The sequence below is a fragment of the Candidatus Hydrogenedentota bacterium genome, from assembly GCA_035450225.1.
Taxonomy (GTDB): domain Bacteria; phylum Hydrogenedentota; class Hydrogenedentia; order Hydrogenedentales; family SLHB01; genus DSVR01.
Map to the genome: position 1 here is coordinate 191557 of DAOTMJ010000002.1, position 22647 is coordinate 214203.

A 22647-nucleotide genomic window follows, 5' to 3' on the forward strand; every position below is an offset into this window, starting at 1 on the left:
GATGGGCGCACATGCATCTTGGGCTTATACCGAAAAGGTAAAAGACCATTTTGTCAATCCGCGCAACGTATTGAAAGACGATAATTACGCAGCCGACGGATACGGGAAGGTGGGCAATGTCCAGTGTGGCGACGAGATGGAAGTCTTCATTCAAGTGGATTCGGAGAGCGGGAAAATCACTGATTGCAAATGGCGCACCTATGGCTGCGCAAGCGCCATCGCCAGCACCTCGGTCCTGTCGGAACTGGTCAAGGGCATGACCCTCGACGAAGCCTTCAATGTGTCGCCTAAGCAAATTGCCGCCGAATTGGGCCAATTGCCGGAACACAAGGTGCATTGCTCGGTGCTGGGGGACAAGGCGTTGCGGGCGGCCATCAACGACTATTATGAACGCCGGGGCATGACCGGAAAGATCCGGCGCGAACAGGCGCGCGTGGTTTGCCAGTGCATGAACGTGACCGATCACGAAATCGAGGACGCGGTGCTCGAGGGCGCGAGAACCTTCATCGAATTGCAGGAACGCACCAAGATGAGCACTGTTTGCGGCAAATGCAAGGATGAAGCCCAGCAACTGCTTCACGACTACATCCAAAAACACTTTGCGCCCCAATAATGGGATCGCGAGGTTGAACGCCTGATTTACTTATTAACGGACATTCAGAAGGAGTTTACCATGAAAGACTCATTTTCTTTACCGAAGACTGCGATTGTTGGACGCCGAACATTTCTGGCGTGGACTGGCGGCGCGATTGCGGCGGCGGGAATCACCGGCGTTTCAGGAAACGCTTACGCTGTTCCTGCCATGACGCTTCCCCCTTTGCCTTATCCCGATGACGCATTGGAACCCGTCATTTCCGCCCAAACCCTTGCGTTCCATTACGGCAAGCATCATAAAGGGTACCTTGACAATCTGAACAAACTCATCGCGGGAACGCCGCGGGCTGATCTTTCCCTGGAACAAATTATCGCCGAAACTGCGGGCAAGCCGGATGAGACTTCCATCTTTAACAACGCCGCCCAGATATGGAATCACACGCTATTCTGGAAAAGTTTGTCCCCGAAAGGGGGGGGTGAACCGCCTTCGGCGCTGAAACAACGGATTGATGCGTCTTTTGGAAGCGTGGACGCATGCAAGAAGGCATGGGCCGAAGCCGCCATGACCCAATTTGGCAGCGGTTGGGCATGGTTGGTGCGGCAACAGGATGGCCGAATGGCCGTAATGAAAACCTCCAATGCCGACACGCCTTTGACGCAGGGAGTGAAACCGCTGCTCGTCATTGACGTGTGGGAGCATGCTTACTATCTTGACTATCAGAATCGCCGCGCCGATTTTGTTGCCGCCGTTCTGGACAAATTGATCAATTGGGAATTTGCCGCCGCCCAGATCGAAACGACCTGATTTTTTTGGAAAAAAACAAGGCCCCGAAGGAGTCTTGCCTGTCTTGCCGGTTTTTTCAGGGATGGTTTTCGGTTCTTCGGGTGTCTAATCTGCTGGAAACGGAAGCAACCTTTCGGGTCGCAATGATTTTGATCCCCCGGTGATTGGGTGGCGCTTCAAAATAATTGCTGGTCGAGGGAGCGATACTGAATGGCCTCGGCGACGTTGGATTCGGAAATGGTTTCATTATGGTCGAGGTCGGCGAGGGTCCGTGCGACGCGCAGGATTTTGTCGTAGGCGCGCGCGCTGAGTCCCATGCGGTTGATTGCGTTTTCGAGCAGCGAACGCGAACTGTCGCCCAGGTTGCAGGTGGCCTGAATGGTTTTGGAGTCCAAGTGGGCGTTGCATGTGAACCGCCCGCGATAGCGGCGGCGCTGACGATCCCGCGCGTCCTGTACGGTTGAGCGGACTTCGGCGCTGGAAGGGCCGGTCGCCCGTCCCGACGCCAGTTCGTCGAAGGAGAGGGGCGGGACGTCAATGTGGATGTCTATTCGGTCGAGCAGGGGTCCGGACAGGCGGGACATGTACCGCTGCACGTCGCCCAGGGAACAGCGGCATTGCCGGCGGGGATCGTTCCGGCAACCGCACGGACAGGGATTCATCGCGACGACGAGCATGAACCGGCTCGGATAGGTCACGGAATACATTGCGCGGCGGATGTGGACAACGCCTTCTTCGAGCGGCTGGCGCAGGACTTCGAGCGCGGATCGGTTGAATTCGGGCAGTTCGTCGAGAAACAGCACCCCATTGTGGGCGAGGCTGACCTCGCCGGGCCGCGGTTGCGCGCCTGTTCCGCCGCCGCAAATCGAGACGGTGCTGGCCGTGTGGTGGGGAGCGCGGAAGGGCCGTTGGACGACCAGCGCGTTCTTGGCGTTCGTAAGCTGCGCGACGCTGAAGATGCGCGTAGTTTCGAGGGCTTCGTCGAAGGTCATATCGGGCAAAATGCCGGGGAGGCGCGATGCGAGCATGGTTTTTCCGGTGCCGGGCGGCCCGACCATGAGCAGGTTGTGTCCGCCGGCGGCCGCGACCGTCAAGGCGCGCTTGACATGGGCCTGCCCCTTGACATCGGTAAGATCGGGCGCGTGCCGGCGTGCATCCTCGAAGATGGCATTGACGTCGGTTATGTGCGGCGTAATTGGGCGTGATCCCGCCATGAAATCCGCTGCCTCGTTGAGACTGGACACGGGGATGACCTCGATTCCCTCGACTACGCCCGCTTCCCGCGCATTGGCGTCGGGCAACACAATGCCGCGCAGGCGTTGGTTGCGCGCGCCGATGGCGAGTGAAAGTGCCCCGGGGACGGCGCGAATGGAACCGTCGAGCGCGAGTTCGCCCGCCATGGCGTATTCGGGAAGGCGGTTGCCGGGCATTTGTTCGCTGGCGACGAGCATGCCGACGGCGATGGGCAAGTCGAGCGCGGTGCCTTCCTTGCGCACGTCGGCGGGGGAGAGGTTGATGATTACTTTGCCGCGCGGGTAGTGACGACCGGAATTCCGCAAGGCCGAACCAACACGGTCGCGGCTTTCCTTCACGGCTTGGTCGGGTAGACCCACCATGCTGAAATAGTTCTCGCCGGGATGGCAATCCACCTCGACGCCCATCGGAATGGGGTCTATGCCGAGGACGCCCGCCGTCAATACCCGTGCCAGCATGATGCGCCCATTCCCGTCAGGTTGCCTGTTCCGCGTTCGACAGCACTTCGATGCGCTCCGCCGTCAGTCCGAGCGCCCACGCAAGCGCCGCCGCGTCAATGCGCAAATACAGCGCTTCGGCGATCAGCCCCAGCCCATACCAGAAAGGCGCATAGGACAGCGTGATGTAGCCGCACAGGTTCAGCGGAAGATGGCTGTAATCCCAAATATGGATGCCGCAGAGGTCAAAAATCCAGCCGCTGACAAACTCGACAACGAAAATCATGACCATGTAAAGGATTGCGCGGGCGGGCAGCGGAACGCCCATGCGGGCCATGGGCCGTCCCACGGGCATGAGGATAACCGCGAACAGGCAATAGTCGAGCATCATCCATGGCGACGTGTGGCCGACCAGGTTCCATTTGCTGTGCTTCAGCCCGCCCAGCGACGTGAAAAAAACCTCAAGGAGGAGTCCCAGCAATCCAAACAGCAACAATCTCCACAGCACCCGTTTCGCATTGACTGACATGCTTTTTCCCTTCATTTTGTCGGCGGCGTTGGACAATGCCGCGGCGCTAACGCTTCATGGCGTCCCAGCGCGGTTCGAGGCGGAAAAAGCCGGTTTCGGCTCCTACCCGGCAGAATGCGCTGACTTCTTTTGGCTTTTCCTCGACCAATTTAGTCACGGCCTTTTTGAAATCGTCGAGCGTGGCGATGGGATTGCGGCCCAATTCCATGATAACGACGCCGGGGCGCATTCCCGCGAGATTGGCGATGCTGCCCGATTTCACGCGACGGATGATGACCCCTTTTACGTCCTCGCCGAGGTTCAACAGGATGCGGACGTCGGTGGTCAATTCGCGCACCGTCAAGCCGAACACTTCGTCCTTGTATTCGCCGGCGTCGCGTGCGGATTTGGGACGTGCCGCCAGGGTGATTTCCAAGTCCAGCGGCTTTCCTTCGCGCAACACGCGCAACGGGACGGTCTGGCCGACGCCGATTTCGCGCACGAGTTTCGTGAATCCGACGACCTCGCGATCGAGCCTTGGATGCACCCCGACCGAATTGATGCTGACAATCACGTCGCCAGCCTTCAATCCGGCCTTTTCGGCGGGAGAACCGGCCATGACGCTGCTGACGACAATGCCGCCTTCCTTGGGAATGTTCCAATATTCGGCGAAATCGTCATAGAGCGGTTGCGTGAAGATTCCGAGCCACGCATCCTCGCCGCCCGGTCCGCCTTCGGCCGTCTTGTCGGGCGGCGTTTCGATGTATTTTCGGAACAGGTCCGCCTGATACACGAGCGGATGGCCGCTGCGCACATACAAATCGCCGCCTTCCGCCGGCGTTAGATCGAATCCCACAACGCCGACGAGCCGGCCCTGTGCGTTGATGACCGGGCCGCCGACGAATCCGAACCGGAGCGTCGAATCAATGCAATAGGTCGTGCGCGGTTTTTCGAGAATGCCCCCGATTCGGCAGGTGTAAATTCCGCGGGCATAGTCGAGATTCTCCGAGTAAAGCCCTATCAGGAGCACAGGTTCGCCGATGGAAAGGCGCATGTTACGGGCAAACGTGGCGCAAGGTAGATTGAGAGGGGTGTCGGATTGAATTCGCAAAAAGCAGATGTTGATGTCGTCGGGTTTTTTGAGCACCTCGGCCTCGAATTTTCGTTCGCTGCCGCCATGGCCCACGGTGATGGCGACATTGAACGGTTCAGCGTTTTCGAGTTGCATGTGGCCCGGCGCCATGACGAGTCCGCCAGGGGTTACAACGAGGCCCAAGGCGCTTGAATCGCGCTTGGTCGTTTCCCCGGAACCGGGATCCGTAATTTCGGACGAATATTGCACCAGCGCGACGGCAGGCGCCCATTCGGCGTAAGCCTTTGCGATGGTGGCCTGGGTGAAGCCGTCGGCGGGCATGAATTGCGCAACGACCGTCATCAATGCCAGCACACTACTCGACATGGTCGGTTCCTCCCACCGCATCCGCCGGCGCGGGTTCCATGGGCGGCGGCGCGCCGCCCTCTTCGCCGTCCTGCTTGATCAATACGAAGCGGCTCAGTGCGCCGCGTTTCACTTCGAGCATGATGAGCCTTTTTCGGGTTGCCAGCAGTGTGCGGTAGATCTTTTCAAAAGCCGCCAGATTTTCGATTTCCTCGCCGTCCACCTTCAGCACGATATCGCCGTTTTGTAGTCGTGCGTTGGCGGCGATTCCGCCGACCTGCGAACCGGTAATCAGGATGCCTTTCTTCGAGGGCAACTGCGCCTTTCGTACGACGTTTTCCGTCAGGTCCACCGCCGTAAACGCCCATTCCGTGAATTCGTGCTGGTCGCCCCGGAGCTGGCTGCGCTCGGCCGTTTTGACTTTCACGTCGAGTTCTTCTTCGCCGCGCAACACGCGAATGGTGACCTCGGCGCCGATGGGCAGGTCCGCGATGGCCTTGCGCACGGGCGGCAGATCTTCCTCGAACCGGGCATTGACGGGATGGCCGTCAATGGAGAGCATGACGTCCCCGGGCCGCAGCCCCGCATCGTACCCCGGCGACAGTGGATCCACGTCCGCGATGACCACGCCTTTACTCGCGGGGTCGTCCGTTTTGACACGCATGGGCTGCAAGACTTCGCCGATCCAACTCCGCTCGACGCGGCCATGCGCGCGGATCTGCGCGACGACCTCTTTCGCGGCATCAATGGGAATGGCGAATCCCACATTCTCCGCGCCGGCCAGCATCCGCGAATTGATGCCGATGACCTCGCCCCGGAGATTGACCAGCGGCCCGCCGCTGTTGCCCGGATTGATCGCCGCGTCCGTTTGAATCCATGTGTTGAACGGCGATCGCATTTCATCGTCGCGATCTTCAAGATAACGGTCCGTGACGCTGACAATTCCCATGGAGACGCTGCGCGACAGCCCGTGCGGACTGCCCAGCGCGAGCACGGACTCGCCCGCCTTCAAGCGGGCGCTCGATCCGAGTTTTACCGCCGGAATGCCCTTGGGAAGCGATTTCAATTTGAGTACGGCGATGTCAGTATAAGGATCCGTCCCCACAACCTCCGCGTCCACTTCCTCCTTGTTGAACAGCACGCAACGCACGAATTTGCTGTCGCCCGCGACATGCTCGTTCGTAACCACGTATCCGTCCGTTGAAATGACGAAGCCGCTTCCGACGACCGGAACCTCTTCTCTTTTTCCCCGTGCATAGATTTCCTTGACCGGCCGGATATGAACCAGCGCCGGAGCGACTTTGTCCTTCGCGCGCGTGACGGCCGATTGCACCGAACCGCTTAGTGTGGCGCAGCCGCCTGCCAGCATGACGGCCCAGAGAACCAAGAATACTTTTTTCAACGGGAAACCTCCTTTACGAAACCCATCCACGCCGATTATAGCCTACCGCGTCGAAACATGGAAACGCGTGATTCCGGTGCGAGGCGCGGTGTTACAGCGACGAATCGTCGCACTGGATTCCCACGCGGGGGGCGCGTCCTTTCATTGCGCATACAATTGCATCCTGGATGTTGCCCAGACCGAAAACAGGCGAAACCAATTCCGCGTAAGGGTATTTTCCGGCGGTTGACGCGAGGAAATCGATCGCTTGACCGAGATGGACCGGATGATAATTGTGGATGCCCCGGATCGTCAGGCATTTTCGAATCAATACATGGCCGTCAACGGGAAATCTACTGCCGGGAGCGACCAATCCCGCGACGAGCAGGCGGCCGCCGATGCGCAGCGCGTCGAGTGAAGCCGTTGCCGCACGCGGATCCCCGCACGCTTCAAAGGCCACATCCACGCCTTCACCGCCGCACGTCGTACGCGCCCATGCCGCGACATCCGCCGGCTCGGCGCTTTGGGTGAAAGTTGCGTCCGCGCCAAAACGGCACACGGCTTCGGCACGCACCGGGTTCGTGTCGGCGATCATGATGGGATTCGCTCCCGCTTCCCTTGCCAGGACAGCCAGATAGACGCCCATGAGACCGGCGCCCGATATCAATACGCTTTCGCCGGATGCCACGCCACCAATTACCTCCAATGCGGCAACGGCCGTGGCCAGAGCGCAATTGGCCGGAGCGACGACCGCGTCGGCCAGTGCCGCGGGCACACGAAATATCCCTGTTCCGGGGAAAAGATAGATGTATTCCGCATACCCTCCTGTCAGGCCGGGCCAGACATCGGTCGAAGTATGGCCGTATTTCAGCAAGTGGACGCATTTTTGCGGCAATCGTTTTCCGCAAAAGAAACAATCGCCGCAGGACGCCATGATGGTCCATGAAACGCGATCGCCGTGCTGAAGCGGTTCGCCATCCCAGTAATGGGCGCCGGGTCCATAAGCGACGATCTCGCCAACGGATTCGTGGCCGAGAATGGCCGGAACCGGTTCCGATCGCCTGCCCGCAATCGTGTGCAGATCGGAGCCGCAGATGGTGCTTAGTCGAACCCGGCACAACGCCGCGCCGGGCGGCAGATCTTGCGGCACGTCAAATTCCCTAATCCGCATCGGTGTGCCGGGATTTTCGAACACGGCCGCCTTGCAGGTTTTGGGCGTGATGAATGATTTCGCCGCATGGCTTGTCGTTGGCATTTTTTTCGTGTGTTCAGAATCGTCAAAATGGATATTTGTAGACAAGATTTTTCAAGCCGTTGCGAATTTGCCGATGATGCTTTTCCAACCAACGATACAGCCGCCGGGACTCACGGCGCAACATCACCACCGCCGGGACTCGATGGGCAACAGTCCTTTTCTTCGGGGAAATCTTTTTTCTTGGTGCTTCGACTTGCTTGACGCACTTCCGTTGAAGTGGCGAGGGATCTTGAAGAAAATTGGGGAATTTGCACGTTTGAAGGATGAGAGGGGGAGAAGGTCTGTGTTCTTCGTTTTTTCTCATTCTCTTTTACGGCATTTATATTGGCTTCCTGAGCCGCACGAAGCGCTTCGACTCTCTTCTGAACCGTGTCGGCCGCTATGCGCTGCGGACGCTTGAATTTCTCTCCCTGATAGTCCGATCCTTGCAGGTGTGCGAGAAAGTTCGAAAGCATCCCGCTCACGCGACGCGCCAGATTGAGCAGGCGGATATAATCCGTGTCTTCAATGTATTGCCGATTGTGCGCAATGGCCGATTGTGCGCGGACTTCTCCACAGGAGCCTTTGGCTATAAAGAAGAACCGGATGAATTCGGTCTTTGCGCCTCGTCCGAATCCTTCGGCGATGTTGGACATGATGGAAACGGACACCCGCCGGCTCTGAGCGACAAGGCCGCTGTCGCGTAAGAAGTCTTCCCGTCGCGTCAAAGTATAAATGGCATTCGTCAATGTCCGGGCATGCTGATAGACGTGCCGTTCTTCAAAGGACTGGGCAACATTTCCTCGTCGAGGGTTTTTCGCCCTTTCTATTCTCCGATAACGATCAAATTGAAACATTGCTGTCCAAAAGAATTGTAAAAAACCACAAAACCTCAAGGATCCACGTTTTACCTTTTTATTCCGTTCATCGGTTCGATAGCTGCGACTATTTGCGTCATCTGCGGACAATCACATGATCCACAGATGACGCAGATATGCGCAGATGGAAAACAGGGCACGGATATTCGGGCCAGGCGATTCCGAACTCAAACCCGCATGTCAGAGCGGCCCTAAATACGATTGATCGGGAACACTTCTTCTTCATCGCGAAGAAAAGGTGTCCCAAGAACGCTTTCCCGGAAAAAACGTTGTCTATTTACTCAAAATGGCTTTCTGCAAGCCGCCATTTGGACAGAGATGAAATTGAAACTACATTCCGACCACGGAAAAATGGAATAGAATTTACTCTTTGCACCCTTCGCACCTTCTCACCCTTCGCGCTTTCTTGATGCGGACGCGTCAATATGACATAGTGGCGAATAAGTAGGCGCGAAAAAAGCGCCAGGGCTGGAGCCAACGTTGCGAGGAAAAAGACATGCGAATCGAAAGAAGGACATTCTTGAAGGGAACGGTGACGGGATTGGCGGCGGGATGGATGGGCGCGGGCGCGTTCGCGGCCGAAGACGGGAAATGGACGCCGCTGTTCAACGGCAAGGATCTGACCGGCTGGAAGCCTGAAGGCAAGGCGGTATGGACCGTTGAGGACGGCTGTCTCATCGGAGCGCAAGGTCCGGGCGCCGCGCCGGGGGATTTGTTTACCGAGCAGGAATTCGGCGATTTTGAAGTCCGCGTGGTGTACAAGGTCGTGTGGCCGGCCAACAGCGGCATCTGGTTCCGGTACCAGGCGCCGGACAAGTCGTACCAGGCGGATATCCTCGAATACAGGAAGCCGGAAGCCTACTCAGGGACAATCTACTGTCCGGGCAAGATGTTTCTGGCAATCAACGGGGACAAGGCGCTCGAAAAGAAAGACGACTGGAACACGATGCTGATCAAGGCGCAGGGCGATCATCTCGTCGTGTCGCTCAACGGGCGGGTAACGGGCGACGTGCACGAGGGTTCGTATGCCAAAGGACGAATTGGCTTTCAGGTGCATCCCGGCGATGAATTCAAGAGCATGAAGATCATCGTTCGTGAAGTCTCGCTCCGGACGCTGTAAGCGCATTGTGGTTGGGCGGTATTTTGTGTGGCCGTTTTTTACCGCGACGTTGGAAACGCCGCACGATTCCTGAGGAGTGACGAGCCGTGGTGAAGCATGCCGTGTGCATTGGGGTGTTGGTGATGGGAACGTGGTGCGTGGCGCAGACGGAGGGAACCATGCCTGTCGTGCCGGAAAACCTGTATACGGGCGAGTTGGTGTCGTATCCGGGACCGTGGAGTTTCCTGCTTCATCGCGCCCATATCATCCTCGTCAGCGATGAAGAACTGGAACAGTTGAGCGATCCGGACAAGGTGTTGAATCTCTCGTTGACGTACGACAAGGTCGAGAAGAGCCTGCGACAGGTTTGCGAGGAGGCGCGCAATGCCAACGCCCGGACCCTCATTATCGCGTTCGATCACTTCTTCGTGCAGTACCGCCCCGGCCAGGATCAACCGCGGCGCCTGACACCGGACATGGACGAGTATGTCCAGCGGATTGCGGCCATCGGCAAATTTGCTCAGGAATACGGCCTCGGACTCGAGTTGAGCTTGCTCAGTCCATTGGAAATCGGCCCGGCCTACCAGAAGGCAACGGGCGAATCGGGCTTGTGGATGCACTACCGCAAAGGGCTTCGCGATCCGAAAACCGGCCGGTTCGACGTCCAACTTTGGCGCCAACACCGCTGGACGAACAACAAGGGGCCTATCGATATCGAAGACGCCGGCGTCCGCGTGTTCGCATTCAAAGAACAGGGCGCTCATGGGGCCTCATGCCGATTTGTCGATCCGAAGGGGATTGTCGAAATCAGCGATGTGGCCCAAACCGAGGTCTGGGAAAGCCTCGATACCAAGATCGCGCGGCGTGTCCGCGTGCATGGCGAAGGCCGGACGGATATCGGCCCGCTCGACCGCGTGCTGGTCGTGCAGCAGTACCGCGTGCCGGAAATGGATTACTTCAGCGAGCAGGCCATGCCATTTCTCAAGGGTCTGATTGACAAATACGTCGCGGCGGGCGTCAAACTGAACGGACTTTATGCCGACGAAATGCACATCCAGCAGGATTGGGGCTATTTCAACCATCACGACAACGGCGAATTCGCCCTGCGCTATGTCAGCCCGGGATTTGCCAAGCGGTTCGCGGCGTTGTACGGCGCGCAGTACGCGGATTTCGCGAAATACATGATCTATTTCTGTTATGGCCAGGAAGACGCCGCGTACGATGTGTCCGCAAAGGACGGGGTCATGCACGTGTTCGGCGCGACTCCGGAACGCATTCGCGAAACGGCGCTGTTTCGATCGCGTTATTACAAACTGCTGCAGGACGGCGTCGTGGACCTGTTTGCCGGCGCCAAGCGGTACGCGGAACAGGGCATGGGCCACCGGCTTGAATCGCGCGCCCATGCGACGTGGGCGGAAAGCCCCACGATAGACCGGTGGAACGTGGGCCAGGATCGCCACGCGCCGAACCAGTATGAGTACACGTCGAACTTTGTGTGGTCATGCACGGTGCATCAGGCTGCATCGGCCTGTCACGACTACTTCAAGTGGGGCGATTTCTTGACGGGCAATGGCAATGATCATGCCGAGGGCGGCTGGCTCGACCGCGACTACTTCGCACTTGCGCTCGGTTGCTCAACCGGCATCCTGAACGAGGTGCCGTATTCTTATGCGGCGCACTGGGGCATGCCGCATGAATTGAGCCAGCGGCGGATGTCGCTGGTCAACGCCTACGGCGCGGCGGGAACGCCGCTGTACGGGATCGTCGAGGACATGCAGCACCGCGACGTCGAAGTGCTCATGCTGTATCCGCTCGATCTCGTGGCCGCCGAGGAACGGTTCGGCAGTTGGATGACGCAGTACGGCTACGCGAATTACGTTACCCAGGCAAAACTTATGGAATGCGCCCAAGTCGTGCCCGGCGGACTCGAAATGGCGGGCCGGAAATTCACGACGCTCTGCACGCTCTTCGAACCATTTCCGTCGAAAGCCTTTCTTGAGTTTGTCAAGGCATTCGTGGAAAGCGGCGGACGCCTCGTATGGTCGGGACCGCCGCCCGTGTTGACCGCGGAAGGAGACTCCGCCTTGCCTGCTTGGCAGGACTTGACCGGCGTGGATTACACGCCCAACCTTGAAGAGGGCCGCCGTGCGCCCGGACGCTTGATCGCATTCGAGGGTGTTCTGGCCCATGTTGCACCGCAGGTGATCCTGACGGATTTCCTTGTGGATCGCATTTATCCGGTTGTTCCGCGCGAGGGAACCGAAACGGTTGCGCGCACTCAGGGCCTTGTCGTCGGAACACACCGGCGCGCCGCCCGTGGCGGTTCGACGACGGTGCTTGGCTATCGTCCGCGGGACGATCAGGCGCAGAGTCTCGGTTACGAGACGCGGAATTGGTTCGAAGTTCTCGACGCTCTCGGTGCGTATCCGCCGACGGGCCGCATCGGGGGCGTGAACGACAATACCGAATACGTGTCGCGCACGACACCGTATCTCGCGTGCCGTTTTCCGAACGGCGCCACCGCGATTGCGCCGCATTTCCGCGACATCGTCGAAGATTGGCCCGGCGGTTTTGCGCGCAAGCAGGATGAGGACAAGGCCTATCTCGACAAGAATCCGCCGCCATCCGAGGCGTTGAAACTCGACGATCTGGCCGTGAACGGCCACCGCGTAACCTATGACGGCAAACAGGCTGTCGCATTCCGTGTTGATGATGCCGGTCGGCTTGTCGCGTTTGCCGGCAGCCATTCCACGCGGATTGCCATTGACGGGCGCGAAACCGTCTTCGCGGATGCGCCCTTTGGCGTGGTGGCGTGGGCGCCGGTTCCCGAAAGCCGCAAGGTCGCCGATGGCGCCATCCTGCAACTGATGGCGCATGGCCAAGGCGTGTTGCGCATTCCGGCGGAGACGCTGCCCGAATCGGTAACGCTGTTCGCCGAAGGCCCGAAGCCGGGATCGCGTGGAGCGGTCATTCCGTTCCAGCGTGAAAACGGCGCGCTGGTGTTTACGGTCACGCCGGAGCTGTCGGGACGTTGGATCTACGCCGTACCGTAACCGCACGGGTCAAGTGCAAATCGGACGGATCCGTCCGATCTTATCGTATTCGCTGCGCGGCTATGCCGTTGGCCACGACCTGATCGCCCTGCACCTGCGCGTTAATGGTCTGGCCCATCGCCGTGACCGTCAACGAATTGCCCCGCTGTTTCCATGTGCCCTGAATGGGGAACGGAATCTGTCCGCCTGTCGCTTGGGCTTGGCCACCCGGATACAATTCGATCGTGATGGCGCCGTATTGGGGGTGATTGATGGTCCATGCCGTGTTGGCAAGGCTCATGGGCGGCGGCGGGCCTTGCGGCTCCTGTGGAGGGGGAGACGGTTGTGCAAGGGGTTGCTGGAACGGTTGCGGCGGCGGCGCCAACGGTGTTTCCATGGGTGGCGGCGGCGCGGCTACGGGAGCGACCGCGGGTTGTTTCTTGGCCAACTGCCCGACAAGCGGCAAGCCCAGCAGCACAATCACAACGATGCCCAGAATAAACTTTGTCGAACTTTCCATACGCGCGTTCCTCAAATCCGAAAGATATCCTACGCCACTGGGAGTGAACAGTTCACATCGCCGATTTGAGCGGGGAACGGTTATTTGGTATCATGGCGTTTCTTGGCGCACTTCACGGGATGTCCCGTTTTTTTGCGGGTGTGGAGCGCCTATTTCCATTTATGGGAAGGAGGTGAATGTGTTGAAAACATACGAAGCGCTTTACATTGCCCGGCCGGACGTGCCGGACGATGAAATCCAGACGATAGCCAAAGAGGTGGAAAGTCTTGTTACGGCCAATGGCGGTGCTATCGTGCGCTCCGAGATTTGGGGAAAACGCAGGCTGGCCTATGAAGTGCAGAAATGCACGGAAGGCAATTATGTGCTGCTCCGTTTCGAGTCCGCCCCGGGCCTTGTGGCGCGGCTTGAAAACCATTTCCGGTTGACCGATGCGATTATCCGTTATCTGGTGGTGCATTTCGACGAGAAAACGCTGCGCTTGGAAGCCTTGCAAAAGGAGCGGAAGGAAGCCGAAATCCGCAACAGCGCAAGCGCGGCCGCGCGGTCCGACGACGAGGATGATGACGAAAATGATCGTCCCCGCCGGGCTCGCCGCTATCGTGACGACGACGATGACATGGAAGACGAATAACCAAAGAGGAGGGGAGTACGGATGTCGGATTTACGGATGCCCGATCTCAATCGTGTGATCCTTGCGGGCCGGCTTACTCGTGACCCGGAACTCAAGTATACGCCTTCAGGAACGGCCGTGTGTAAAATGGGATTGGCCGTTACGCGGACGTTCAAGGGCAAAGACGGAGAAAAACGCGAGGAAACGCTATTTGTGGACCTGACCGCATGGGAAAAATCGGCCGAATATTACGGCCAGCACCTGCGGAAAGGCCGCCCCGTAATTGTGGAAGGCCGGTTGCGCTCCGACACATGGGACGATAAAACCACTGGCCAGAAGCGATCAAAGATCGAAATTACGGTCATGCGGCTGCAACAACTTGATTGGGAGGATCGCGGGGGTGGCGGCGGCGCTGCGGCGTCCAGCCGTCCCGAACCGCGTGAAATCGAAGAGCCCATTCCCGAAGACGATATTCCGTTCTGACACTTCCCCGGCGGTGCGTGGAGCGCCGCGAGAGAGACAGGAAACGCACGGCTTGGCCGAGGCGCCGGTCGGCGCCATGCCAAGAATGCAATGAATAAGGAGCAGCAAGCAAGATGGCAAAAATGATAGCCAGATCAAAAGCCGGCGCGAAGCGTAAAAAGAAACGCGCCGTTGCGCGCAACAAGGTTTGCCGGCTGACGGTCGATCGGGTTGAATATATTGACTACAAGGACGTGGCGATGCTGAAACATTATATTACCGAGCGCGGGAAAATCATTCCGCGGCGGATTACGGGCGCCACGGCCAAGCATCAGCGCATGTTGACGCGCGCGATCAATCTCGCGCGCCAAATTGCGCTGTTGCCGTACACGGCGGACTGATCCCGGCGCTTGCGCCCGGGACCGGGCTATGCGAAGGTATTTGTTGACAGCCGTTGCTCTCTTTGTGGGGGGCGTCGGCGTGGCCACGGCAAACGCCAGTCTCGTGGGAGCGTTGCTGTTTCCCATTCCGGTGGCCCTGTATGCGGCGCTGGGATGGCCGTTGCTCGCCACGGGGCTTGTGTTGGCCGCGGGATTGGGCGGCTGGTCCGCCACCGGGATTGTGGGCGCGGGCGTCCACTGCGGATTGATCACGGCGGTGGGCTTTCCCCTCGGCGTCGGTATTGGCCGCCGCTGGACCTATGGCTGGACGGTGGCGGCCGTGGCCGGCTTTGCGTATCTGGTCGCCTTGGGTTCTGTTGTGAACGCATGGGACGCATGGATGGCGCAGGCGCAAAACGTTTACGATGCCTTGCTGGCCCATGTGCGCAGCCAGCCCGACAGTCCGGAAAGCGCGGAACTGCTCGCGCAGAATATTGGATGGCTCAAGGATCACTGGGCGCAGATTGGCGCCGGTCTGATCCTGTGGCCGATTCTTGTCGAAGCCTGCGTTGGCGTTTCGATCCTGGGCGGCTGGCTTCGACGCCGGTTTGGCATCGAGGGCGTGCGCGGTTCATTTCGGACCATGCGCGTGTCGGAATGGCTGGTATGGCTGGTGATAGTTGTGGCGCTGGTGTGTTTTTTGGCCTATCGCCGGTCCGATCCGGTGTGGCACCTGATTGGATGGAACACGGCGATTGCCCTTGCGGGTGTGTACTGGTTCAACGGCGCGTCGGTGTTGGTTTATGCGCTGGATGTGTTGCGCCCGCAGGGTTTGATGTATCTCGCGGTAGTCGCGGGTTTGGTCCTAGCGGTCATGGAAGGGTTGCATCCCGTCCTGTGTTTTGTCGGTCTGTTCGACACATGGGCGGATTTCCGGAAATTGGCCGACAGGCTGGCTGCGGTGAAAAAGCGCCGCGAGGAAGAACGAAGAGAGAGTGAAGACGACAACGAATGAAGGTTACAACAGTCCAAACGGACGAAGAGCAACGATAAAACAGACGTGCAAGGAGGCGTATCGGATGAAGGTCATATTGAGTCAAGACGTGCCCAACGTGGGCAAAATGGGCGCCACGGTGAATGTGGCGGATGGTTTTGCGCGCAATTATCTCCTGCCGCGCAAACTGGCCGTTGGCGCCAATTCGGCCAGTGCGAAGCAGATCGAACATGAACTGCGCATCATCCGGAAGCGCGAGGAAAAACGGCGCGCGATCCTGATGGAAATGGCGAAAAAACTGGAAGGCGTGACAGTAGAAATCAAGGCAAGGGCCGGCGAGGAAGAAAAGATTTTCGGATCCGTCACGGCGGCGCACATCGCGGAAAAACTCGGCGAAATGGGATTCGACGTGGATCGCAAGATTATCGCGCTCGAAGAACCCATCAAGTCCTTGGGTATTTTTGGCGTGCCGGTCAAACTCGCCAGCGGAATCGAAGCGACCGTAAAGGTTTGGGTCTCCGCGATCGAAGAGGAAACCGCCGCCGAATAGCGCAGGACGAGGGGACGTCGGTGATGCCTGATACCCCACGCAAGAAGCCGTCGAGGAAAGCCGGGCACAATGCCCAGCCGGTGTTCGAACGCGTTCCGCCGCAGAATGTGGACGCCGAACGCGCGGTGCTGGGCGCCATGCTGCTCGATGCCGATGCCGCCGGAGCAATCAATGAAATCCTGCGGGATGACGGTAGCGTCTTTTATGTCGAGGCGCACCAGCACATCTACAATGCCGCCGTTAGCCTGATGAATAAAAACGCGCCCGTTGATCCGGTCACCGTCTATCAGCAACTGTCCGACGACGGCCACCTCGACGCCGTGGGCGGCGGCGCCTATCTCGGCGAACTGACCAGTGTCACGCCCACGTCGGCCAATGCCGACTATTATGCAAACGTTATCCTCGAGCTGGCCCTGCAACGGCGGCTGATCCTCGAATGCAACACAATAGCGGGCCAAGCCTACGAATTTTCCGGCAAGGTTTCGGAACTCCTCGACGATGCGGAAGCCGCCATCTTCAGCATCGCCCAAAAGCGACAGACCAATCCCATTCAAAAAATCGGCGCCCTTATCAACGACAGCGTCGAGGAAATTGAACGCATCGTCAAGCAACAGACCGGCATCCGCGGGTTGCCGACCGGCGTGAAAAAACTCGACGAATGCCTGTCCGGACTCCAACCCTCGGACATGATTGTGCTGGCCGCGCGCCCCTCGGTCGGGAAAACGGCCTTCGCGTTGAATATTGCGGCGCATGTCGCGGTGCGCGAACGCAAAGGCGTGCTCATATTCAGCCTCGAAATGGCCAAGGAACAACTGACCCAGCGCCTGCTGTGCATGCAGGGACACATCAACTCCGCCCGCCTGCGCACCGGCTACCTTGCCAAAGACGAGCTGCCCAAATTGATCCGCGCCGCGGGTGAACTCAACGACGCGCCCATCTATATTGACGAAACGCCCAATATACGGATGCTGGAAATTCGATCCAAGGCGCGGCGCCACATGAGCCAAAACCCCTGCCACCTCGTCATCATTGACTACATGCAACTGATGAGCGGCGACCGGCGCGCCGAAAACCGCCAAGTCGAAATCAGTGAAATTTCCCGCGGGATCAAGGGACTCGCCCGCGAACTCAAAGTGCCGATCCTCGCGCTGTCGCAATTGAGCCGCGAAGCCGAGCGCGACGATACCGGCACGCCGAAACTGTCCCACCTGCGCGAATCCGGTTCCATCGAACAGGACGCCGACGTGGTCATGTTCCTCTACCGTCCGCCTGAAGGAAAGACCCCCCAAGCCGAAAACCTGATCAAACTCCAGGTGGCCAAGCACCGCAACGGCCCCACTGATAAATTCGACTTGCTGTTCCTCAAGGATTACCAGCGTTTCGAAAACATCGCCAAGGACGTGGACGAACCTTCCGCCGCCGCGGCCGAAGACGATTCGTTTGAAGATGAAACCCCCTTCTGATCGCGGCGGACGCGGCGGATCGGATTCGTAACTTTTTGCTTTCTCCCCTTTTTTTCAGGTAAACTTTTTTGTGCGCCGGGGTGGCGAAATTGGCAGACGCACCGGACTCAAAATCCGGCGAGGTTTACCCCTCGTGAGGGTTCGACTCCCTCTCCCGGCACCACCTTTCCCATGCCCCATCGTCATTTCACGTTTTCCAGTCGCGGGGCGTATAATTCGATCGCCAATCCCGAATATCCATGCCGATGGGCGCAGGTTGGGGGATTGGGGACAAATGGAATCGGACAAGTCCGAATTCCATTGTGGAAAAAACAGAAATGGATGGTTCGTTCTCCGGGGCGGAGAAGATAACGAGGAGTACGGCGCATGGGAAAAAAGGCGCGTTTGGGATTTGTCGGGTTGGGCACAATGGGTTGCGATTTGCTTCGCGAAGCGTGCCGCAATCCGGAGATCGAAGTGGCCGCGTTGTGCGATATCGATCCGCGGGCGCTGGAAAAAGCCACCGAAATATGCGCCGGTTCTCCCGCGTCCTACGACGATTACCACGACCTGATCGCGCATGAAAAACCGGACGGGATGGTCGTGGCGGTTCCGCAGCATTTGCACGCGGCCATTTCCATCGAATCGCTCGAGGCGGGCGTGCATGTTTTTTGCGAGAAACCGATGGGCTTGAACGTGGGGGAATGCCGGGCCATGATTGCGGCCGCCGGGCGAAGCGGGAAAGCGCTCATGATCGGCCAAGTCCTGCGATATATCGGCGTGTATCGCCACGTTCTTGAAACAATTCGATCCGGCGCGTTGGGCGCGCCCTTCGGCGTTCGCATCATTCGAACGATGGGCCGCTGGGGCGGCTGGGGCCGGCCGTGGCGTCTGAAACGGGAAACATCGGGCGGACTCCTGATGGAAATCAACGCGCACGAAATTGACTTCATGCGTTGCATTCTCGGCGAGGCCGTTTGCGTCAGCGCCATGGGCGACCGGTTCTGCAACGGGGAAAACGACTATGAAGACCTGATCTTCGCCCATATCGCCTTTGCCGGCGGCGGCATGGGCAGTCTGGCGACGGCGGCCTGCGACCATCTCGGACGGTACACCGGCGAGGTGTTCTGCGAAAAGGGAACCCTCTATTACGACAGCGTCGCAAAGACGATCCATGTCCAGCGCGAAGGCGCCGATCGGGAAGTCGTCGCCTACGACGACGTGCATCCCGAATGGGAAAACGGCGTCTATCGCGAGATGCGCGAGTTTGCCGAGACCTGTCTGGGCCGGCATCCGGCCACGATTTCCGGCGAGGACGGCCTGCGCAATGTTGAAATTGCCGAGGCCTGCTACCGGAGCATCCGCGAGGGGCGTCCGGTTTCGCTGCCTTTGGAGTGATTGCTAAACGCGATCTTGTCCGCCGAGGGCGCCAAACGACAACCGGTACAGTGCGTAATCCAGGGCGTTGCCGGTGTAATTGCACGCGCAGATCAATTGCAGGGCCAGTTCAATGGCCCCGGCTTTCTCCGCGCCATACGTCTCCTGCAATTTTCGTCGCATTTCCGGAGCGGGGTTGCGTCCCGTTTCGGCCCAGTGATGCGCATAAATAATCGCGGGCAATTCCTCGTCGGGACAACCCTCGAATTCTCCGGCCAGTAACTTCCGGACTTCATCGTTCGACACACCCGCGTCCAACGCCGCTTTCGTATGGAAATGAGCGCAATAGCGGCATTGGTTCACCTGCGTCACCGCGAGCATAAGGCGTTCCCGGAAGGGCGCGGAAAGGGTTTTTCCCCGCAATACCGCCATCAGACGCCGCGGTTTTCCCAGCAGGGAAGCCCAGTCGGACAAAAAGGCGATTGGACCGCTATGCATGCGTTTCTTGAACGGTTTCATCCCATCCTCCCTCTTTGGTCGCGAACGCGACTTCATGTTTGAATTCCACTATAGGTCATTTTAGGGGCGCATCCAAATTTTTCCCTGAAATCGCGGGTCCTTGCGTCCTTGCGTCGTCGCGTTTACAATCGTTTTGGACAGCGATGCCCATCGCCGTCGAACCGCCGGCGCACGAGATGGCCGGCACGGGCGTCCGAAATGAGCGAACAAGATCGAACGTCAGCGCCAACGGACAACGGCGACCCTTTCGAGCACGCGCCGATGGATCGCCTGCGTGCCTATATGATGCTGTGTTTTGTGGGGTATACCGTTTTTCTGTTTGCGATGGGCGTTCGTTTCGATGTGTCGCCGCTGGAAACCTTTGCCCATTACGCCGATCCGGAACTGCTGCGCACGCGCCTGTTCGAAACCTGCCTCCATCTGCACATACAGCCGCCGCTGTACAACTTAGCCATCGGCATTGTCCTGAAATTGTTTTCCGGCTTCCATGCGCCGGTATTCTACGCGATATTCATCGCGACGGGTCTGGCGCTGTCGTTGATGCTTTTTGCGCTGATGGTCCGGCTGGGTGTGTCGAAGAAACTCTCGTTCGTGCTTACGTTCCTGTTCGTATGCAGTCCGTCCTTCGTGTTGTACGAACACCTGCTCCTGTATACGCTGCACTGCGCGGCGCTGCTCGTGGCGGCGGCGCTGCTGCTGCATGTCTTCCTGTCGGAAAAACGCGCATGGGCGGGCTGGGGTTTCTTTGCCGCGCTGTTCCTGCTCGGCGGCATTCAGCCGATGTACCATCTTGTCTACTATCTTGCGATAGCCGCGGGCCTGTTGATCCATCTGCGGCCCTTTCGCCGCCGGCATCTGGCCATGGCGTTGCTGCCGGGCCTTCTCCTGTTTTCCTTCTACCTGAAAAATTACGTCCTGTTCGGACAGTTCACGACCATGTCGTCTTTCGGCAAGGGTCCGTGGATCAAAACCGTTGGAAACCTGCCGTGGAAGGAACGTGTCCGGCTAGCCGAAGAAGGCAAAATCTCGGCCGTGTCGTTGGTGGATCGGTCCTGGGCGATAGATTTTTATCCGCCCGAAATCCGCGAAGTAAAAGGTTATGAAAATATCCCCGCGCTCCGCGAAAAAAACAAGTCAACGGGGGAAGTCAACCACAACCATCTTTCCCAAATCCGCATTTCCAAATGCTACCTGCAAGACGCCATGTATGCGATCCGTCATTACCCGCGGACCTTTCTATGCAGCACCGCATGGGCAGCGCTTGCCTTTTATTCGCCGAACCATGTCGGCGTGCCGTCCCTGGATTGGCTGAATGCGTTGTACGACCGCGTCGTTTATGGAAAAATCAATGTTCCCCTCTCCCAATACCTCCCGTGGCTCGGCGCCTCGAAGCATGTGCCGTACGTGTTCCTGTTGATCGGATGGCCGGCCCTCTTTGTTTACGGCGCATGGCGCGCAAGACGCGGCGGCGGCGCGGAACGCGGCGTGCTCCTCTTCATGCTGTTCACGATCTTCCATGTCACCGCGTCGGGCATCTTGTTTGGGCTTACGGAGGCCAACCGCGACCGCTTCGAAATAGATTCGTTCCATATCGTGTTGCTCGCAGTTTTTTTGCAGTCGGTGGTCCTGCCGTGGTGGCAACGCGTGATGCAGCCCGTTGACATCCCCGAATCGCCGGATGTTGTGCAATAGCGGGTAGTTCTCACTTTTACCGGGGGGTGTTTTCGGAACGGCTCAGGCGATCGTTGGCTTCTTTCAGCAAATCCAGCAGATACGCGCGCTTGTTCGTGGGGGTGATGTTGATGGATTGCTCCTGAGCCGGCAGGTCGTAGTTCCATATCGCCGCCAGCGGCACGCCGGTCGCCTCTATTGCGGCGATCATCGCTTCGACCTCCTTGCGCGGCATGTCGGGATCGGGATGCTTCGGATCGTCCTCGGCGCCGAATTCCCCCACAAACAAACCCTTGCCCGCCGATGACGCCGCCCGCATGCATTCGCGCAGGATGTCCGCATACGACGCATTTTCGTGTCCAAACCGTTTTTCCTTGTCGAAGGGATAGATATGGACCGAGATTAGATTGATGGGATCCGGGTTTATATCAATCAGGTTCTTTCGGAATTGCTCCGCGGAATCCGGTTCCCATGATCGGCGGTTTCGCAAATGCTCCGCGGCTGGACGCGGCAGGCTATGCCCGCTTGTAACCGGCCGGAAACCATCGCTCTTCCGTACGGCGGCGGCGAATTCACGGCATGCCGTCGCGACCATGTCGTGCGTCAGATCGTCCGCCGCGCTTCGCTCCGGCGGCGTGCCCAATTCCACATGGACCCACGGGCGGTGGTCCGCCGCATTGGGCAGGTCGGCGTCGAGGCTGTATTCGTTGCCCAGTTCCCATGCCCAAATGGCCGGGGAACGCACATAGCGGGAAATCACCTGCCCGACATACGCGCGCATGAACGCAATCGTTTTGCTCTCCGGATTGCCCCATGCGCTGCGCGGTTCGCCCACGATGTCCGGTATACAAGGACTATACCAACACAAACTCGGTATCAGGCCGATTCCCGCCTGTTCCGCATCTTGGACAAACAGGTCCAGCCGCCGGAAATATTCGTTGGGATTTTCCCGATACAGACGCCAGTCCTTCGGCCAGAATCCACCGCACATGAAGCGAATAAACGGAATCTTCCGCCGGGCCAGTTCCGCGAAACCCTCCCGATAACTGCGATCGGTCTCGTCGAGCATGAACCGGCTGAACGCGCTGAAAAAATTGATTCCGATCCCGCGATACGGTTTGCCGTCCCGGAGAACAACCCCGCCTTCGCCGATTGTCAGCGCCGGTTTCGGCGGTTCCGCGCCGCCGGCCACGGACAGCCCGGTCAATAGGATTACGGTTCCCTGCAACCAAATCATGGGACGATCCTCTCGCTGCGATTATAAAAGGTTCATTCCGCGGATCAAAAAACAACAACTTTCCCATACGGCCAAGTCTTCTCATCGCTTCGAGTGCCGAAAACGCCGGAGAATTGTCAGATTGCCAATGGGGGCGATGTCCGGCAACGACGGTGATACGGGACGCCGGGTTTTCTAAAGGTGCGCAACCCGTTGATAAACAGAGCGTTATCGTCACTTGGAGGCCTGTTTTTATTTTTGGCGCAT

21 protein-coding genes and 1 tRNA gene are annotated in these 22647 nt (G+C 58.6%); 13 read left to right on the forward strand and 9 right to left on the reverse strand.

Features of this window, described 5'->3' with window-relative positions; translation table 11 throughout:
* The first annotated feature begins 1 nt into the window (after position 1).
* Together P5540_02405 and P5540_02410 are read left to right on the forward strand one after the other, a co-directional pair.
* Positions 2-613 carry an iron-sulfur cluster assembly scaffold protein gene (locus tag P5540_02405; GenBank protein HRT63654.1) on the forward strand — a complete coding sequence of 204 codons (612 nt, stop codon included), beginning with the start codon at positions 2-4 and terminating at the stop codon, positions 611-613.
* Between the two features lie 189 nt (positions 614-802).
* On the forward strand, positions 803-1399 hold the full coding sequence (locus P5540_02410; GenBank protein ID HRT63655.1) for a superoxide dismutase: 597 nt from the start codon (positions 803-805) through the stop codon (positions 1397-1399).
* A gap of 155 nt (positions 1400-1554) precedes the next feature.
* On the opposite strand, the gene P5540_02415 is transcribed toward P5540_02410, so the two are convergent.
* The 6 genes from P5540_02415 to P5540_02440 form a co-directional block, all read right to left on the reverse strand.
* A complete protein-coding gene (locus P5540_02415; GenBank protein HRT63656.1) occupies positions 1555-3090 on the reverse strand; it encodes a YifB family Mg chelatase-like AAA ATPase in 1536 nt (511 codons plus the stop codon).
* A gap of 16 nt (positions 3091-3106) precedes the next feature.
* Positions 3107-3598 (reverse strand): hypothetical protein, encoded by a 492-nt coding sequence (locus P5540_02420; protein HRT63657.1) that lies wholly within the window; start codon positions 3596-3598, stop codon positions 3107-3109.
* A gap of 46 nt (positions 3599-3644) precedes the next feature.
* On the reverse strand, positions 3645-5036 hold the full coding sequence (locus P5540_02425) for a PDZ domain-containing protein (GenBank protein HRT63658.1): 1392 nt from the start codon (positions 5034-5036) through the stop codon (positions 3645-3647).
* Positions 5026-6417: a trypsin-like peptidase domain-containing protein gene (locus tag P5540_02430; protein HRT63659.1), complete on the reverse strand. Its 1392-nt coding sequence runs from the start codon at positions 6415-6417 to the stop codon at positions 5026-5028. The genes P5540_02425 and P5540_02430 overlap by 11 nt, the downstream gene beginning before the upstream one ends.
* A 91-nt stretch (positions 6418-6508) precedes the next feature.
* Complete coding sequence (locus tag P5540_02435; protein HRT63660.1) at positions 6509-7651, reverse strand: zinc-binding dehydrogenase; 1143 nt, start codon at positions 7649-7651, stop codon at positions 6509-6511.
* A 110-nt stretch (positions 7652-7761) separates the two neighbouring features.
* Positions 7762-8598, reverse strand: a complete 837-nt coding sequence (locus tag P5540_02440) for a four helix bundle protein (GenBank protein HRT63661.1) — start codon at positions 8596-8598, stop codon at positions 7762-7764.
* A gap of 406 nt (positions 8599-9004) precedes the next feature.
* On the opposite strand from P5540_02440, the gene P5540_02445 reads away from it, so the two are divergent.
* Positions 9005-9628 (forward strand): DUF1080 domain-containing protein, encoded by a 624-nt coding sequence (locus tag P5540_02445; protein ID HRT63662.1) that lies wholly within the window; start codon positions 9005-9007, stop codon positions 9626-9628.
* 86 nt (positions 9629-9714) lie between these two features.
* Positions 9715-12660 (forward strand): hypothetical protein, encoded by a 2946-nt coding sequence (locus P5540_02450; protein ID HRT63663.1) that lies wholly within the window; start codon positions 9715-9717, stop codon positions 12658-12660.
* 40 nt (positions 12661-12700) lie between these two features.
* Here P5540_02450 and P5540_02455 read toward each other — a convergent pair whose 3' ends face one another.
* Complete coding sequence (locus P5540_02455) at positions 12701-13159, reverse strand: hypothetical protein (protein ID HRT63664.1); 459 nt, start codon at positions 13157-13159, stop codon at positions 12701-12703.
* A 181-nt stretch (positions 13160-13340) separates the two neighbouring features.
* Here P5540_02455 and rpsF point away from each other — a divergent pair, with 181 nt between their 5' ends.
* The 8 genes from rpsF (at position 13341) to P5540_02495 (ending at position 18995) form a co-directional block, all read left to right on the forward strand.
* A complete protein-coding gene (gene rpsF / locus P5540_02460) occupies positions 13341-13790 on the forward strand; it encodes a 30S ribosomal protein S6 (protein ID HRT63665.1) in 450 nt (149 codons plus the stop codon).
* Positions 13791-13811: 21 nt separating this feature from the next.
* On the forward strand, positions 13812-14252 hold the full coding sequence (gene ssb, locus P5540_02465) for a single-stranded DNA-binding protein (protein ID HRT63666.1): 441 nt from the start codon (positions 13812-13814) through the stop codon (positions 14250-14252).
* A 122-nt stretch (positions 14253-14374) separates the two neighbouring features.
* The gene (gene rpsR / locus P5540_02470; protein HRT63667.1) at positions 14375-14632 is read left to right on the forward strand and encodes a 30S ribosomal protein S18; all 258 of its coding nucleotides are present in this window, start codon (positions 14375-14377) and stop codon (positions 14630-14632) included.
* Between the two features lie 28 nt (positions 14633-14660).
* The gene (locus tag P5540_02475; protein ID HRT63668.1) at positions 14661-15626 is read left to right on the forward strand and encodes a DUF2232 domain-containing protein; all 966 of its coding nucleotides are present in this window, start codon (positions 14661-14663) and stop codon (positions 15624-15626) included.
* A gap of 64 nt (positions 15627-15690) precedes the next feature.
* Positions 15691-16155, forward strand: a complete 465-nt coding sequence (rplI, locus tag P5540_02480) for a 50S ribosomal protein L9 (GenBank protein ID HRT63669.1) — start codon at positions 15691-15693, stop codon at positions 16153-16155.
* A 23-nt stretch (positions 16156-16178) separates the two neighbouring features.
* Positions 16179-17618 carry a replicative DNA helicase gene (gene dnaB / locus P5540_02485; protein ID HRT63670.1) on the forward strand — a complete coding sequence of 480 codons (1440 nt, stop codon included), beginning with the start codon at positions 16179-16181 and terminating at the stop codon, positions 17616-17618.
* Positions 17619-17692: 74 nt separating this feature from the next.
* Positions 17693-17781: transfer RNA gene (locus P5540_02490), tRNA-Leu, on the forward strand.
* A gap of 203 nt (positions 17782-17984) precedes the next feature.
* The gene (locus tag P5540_02495) at positions 17985-18995 is read left to right on the forward strand and encodes a Gfo/Idh/MocA family oxidoreductase (protein ID HRT63671.1); all 1011 of its coding nucleotides are present in this window, start codon (positions 17985-17987) and stop codon (positions 18993-18995) included.
* Positions 18996-18998: 3 nt separating this feature from the next.
* Here the strand turns inward: P5540_02495 and P5540_02500 are convergent, their stop codons facing one another.
* Entirely contained in the window at positions 18999-19493 is a 495-nt protein-coding gene (locus P5540_02500; protein ID HRT63672.1) for a carboxymuconolactone decarboxylase family protein, read from the reverse strand.
* A gap of 198 nt (positions 19494-19691) precedes the next feature.
* On the opposite strand from P5540_02500, the gene P5540_02505 reads away from it, so the two are divergent.
* The gene (locus tag P5540_02505) at positions 19692-21185 is read left to right on the forward strand and encodes a hypothetical protein (protein HRT63673.1); all 1494 of its coding nucleotides are present in this window, start codon (positions 19692-19694) and stop codon (positions 21183-21185) included.
* A 16-nt stretch (positions 21186-21201) separates the two neighbouring features.
* Here P5540_02505 and P5540_02510 read toward each other — a convergent pair whose 3' ends face one another.
* Positions 21202-22401: a cellulase family glycosylhydrolase gene (locus tag P5540_02510; GenBank protein ID HRT63674.1), complete on the reverse strand. Its 1200-nt coding sequence runs from the start codon at positions 22399-22401 to the stop codon at positions 21202-21204.
* Between the last annotated feature and the right edge of the window lie 246 nt (positions 22402-22647).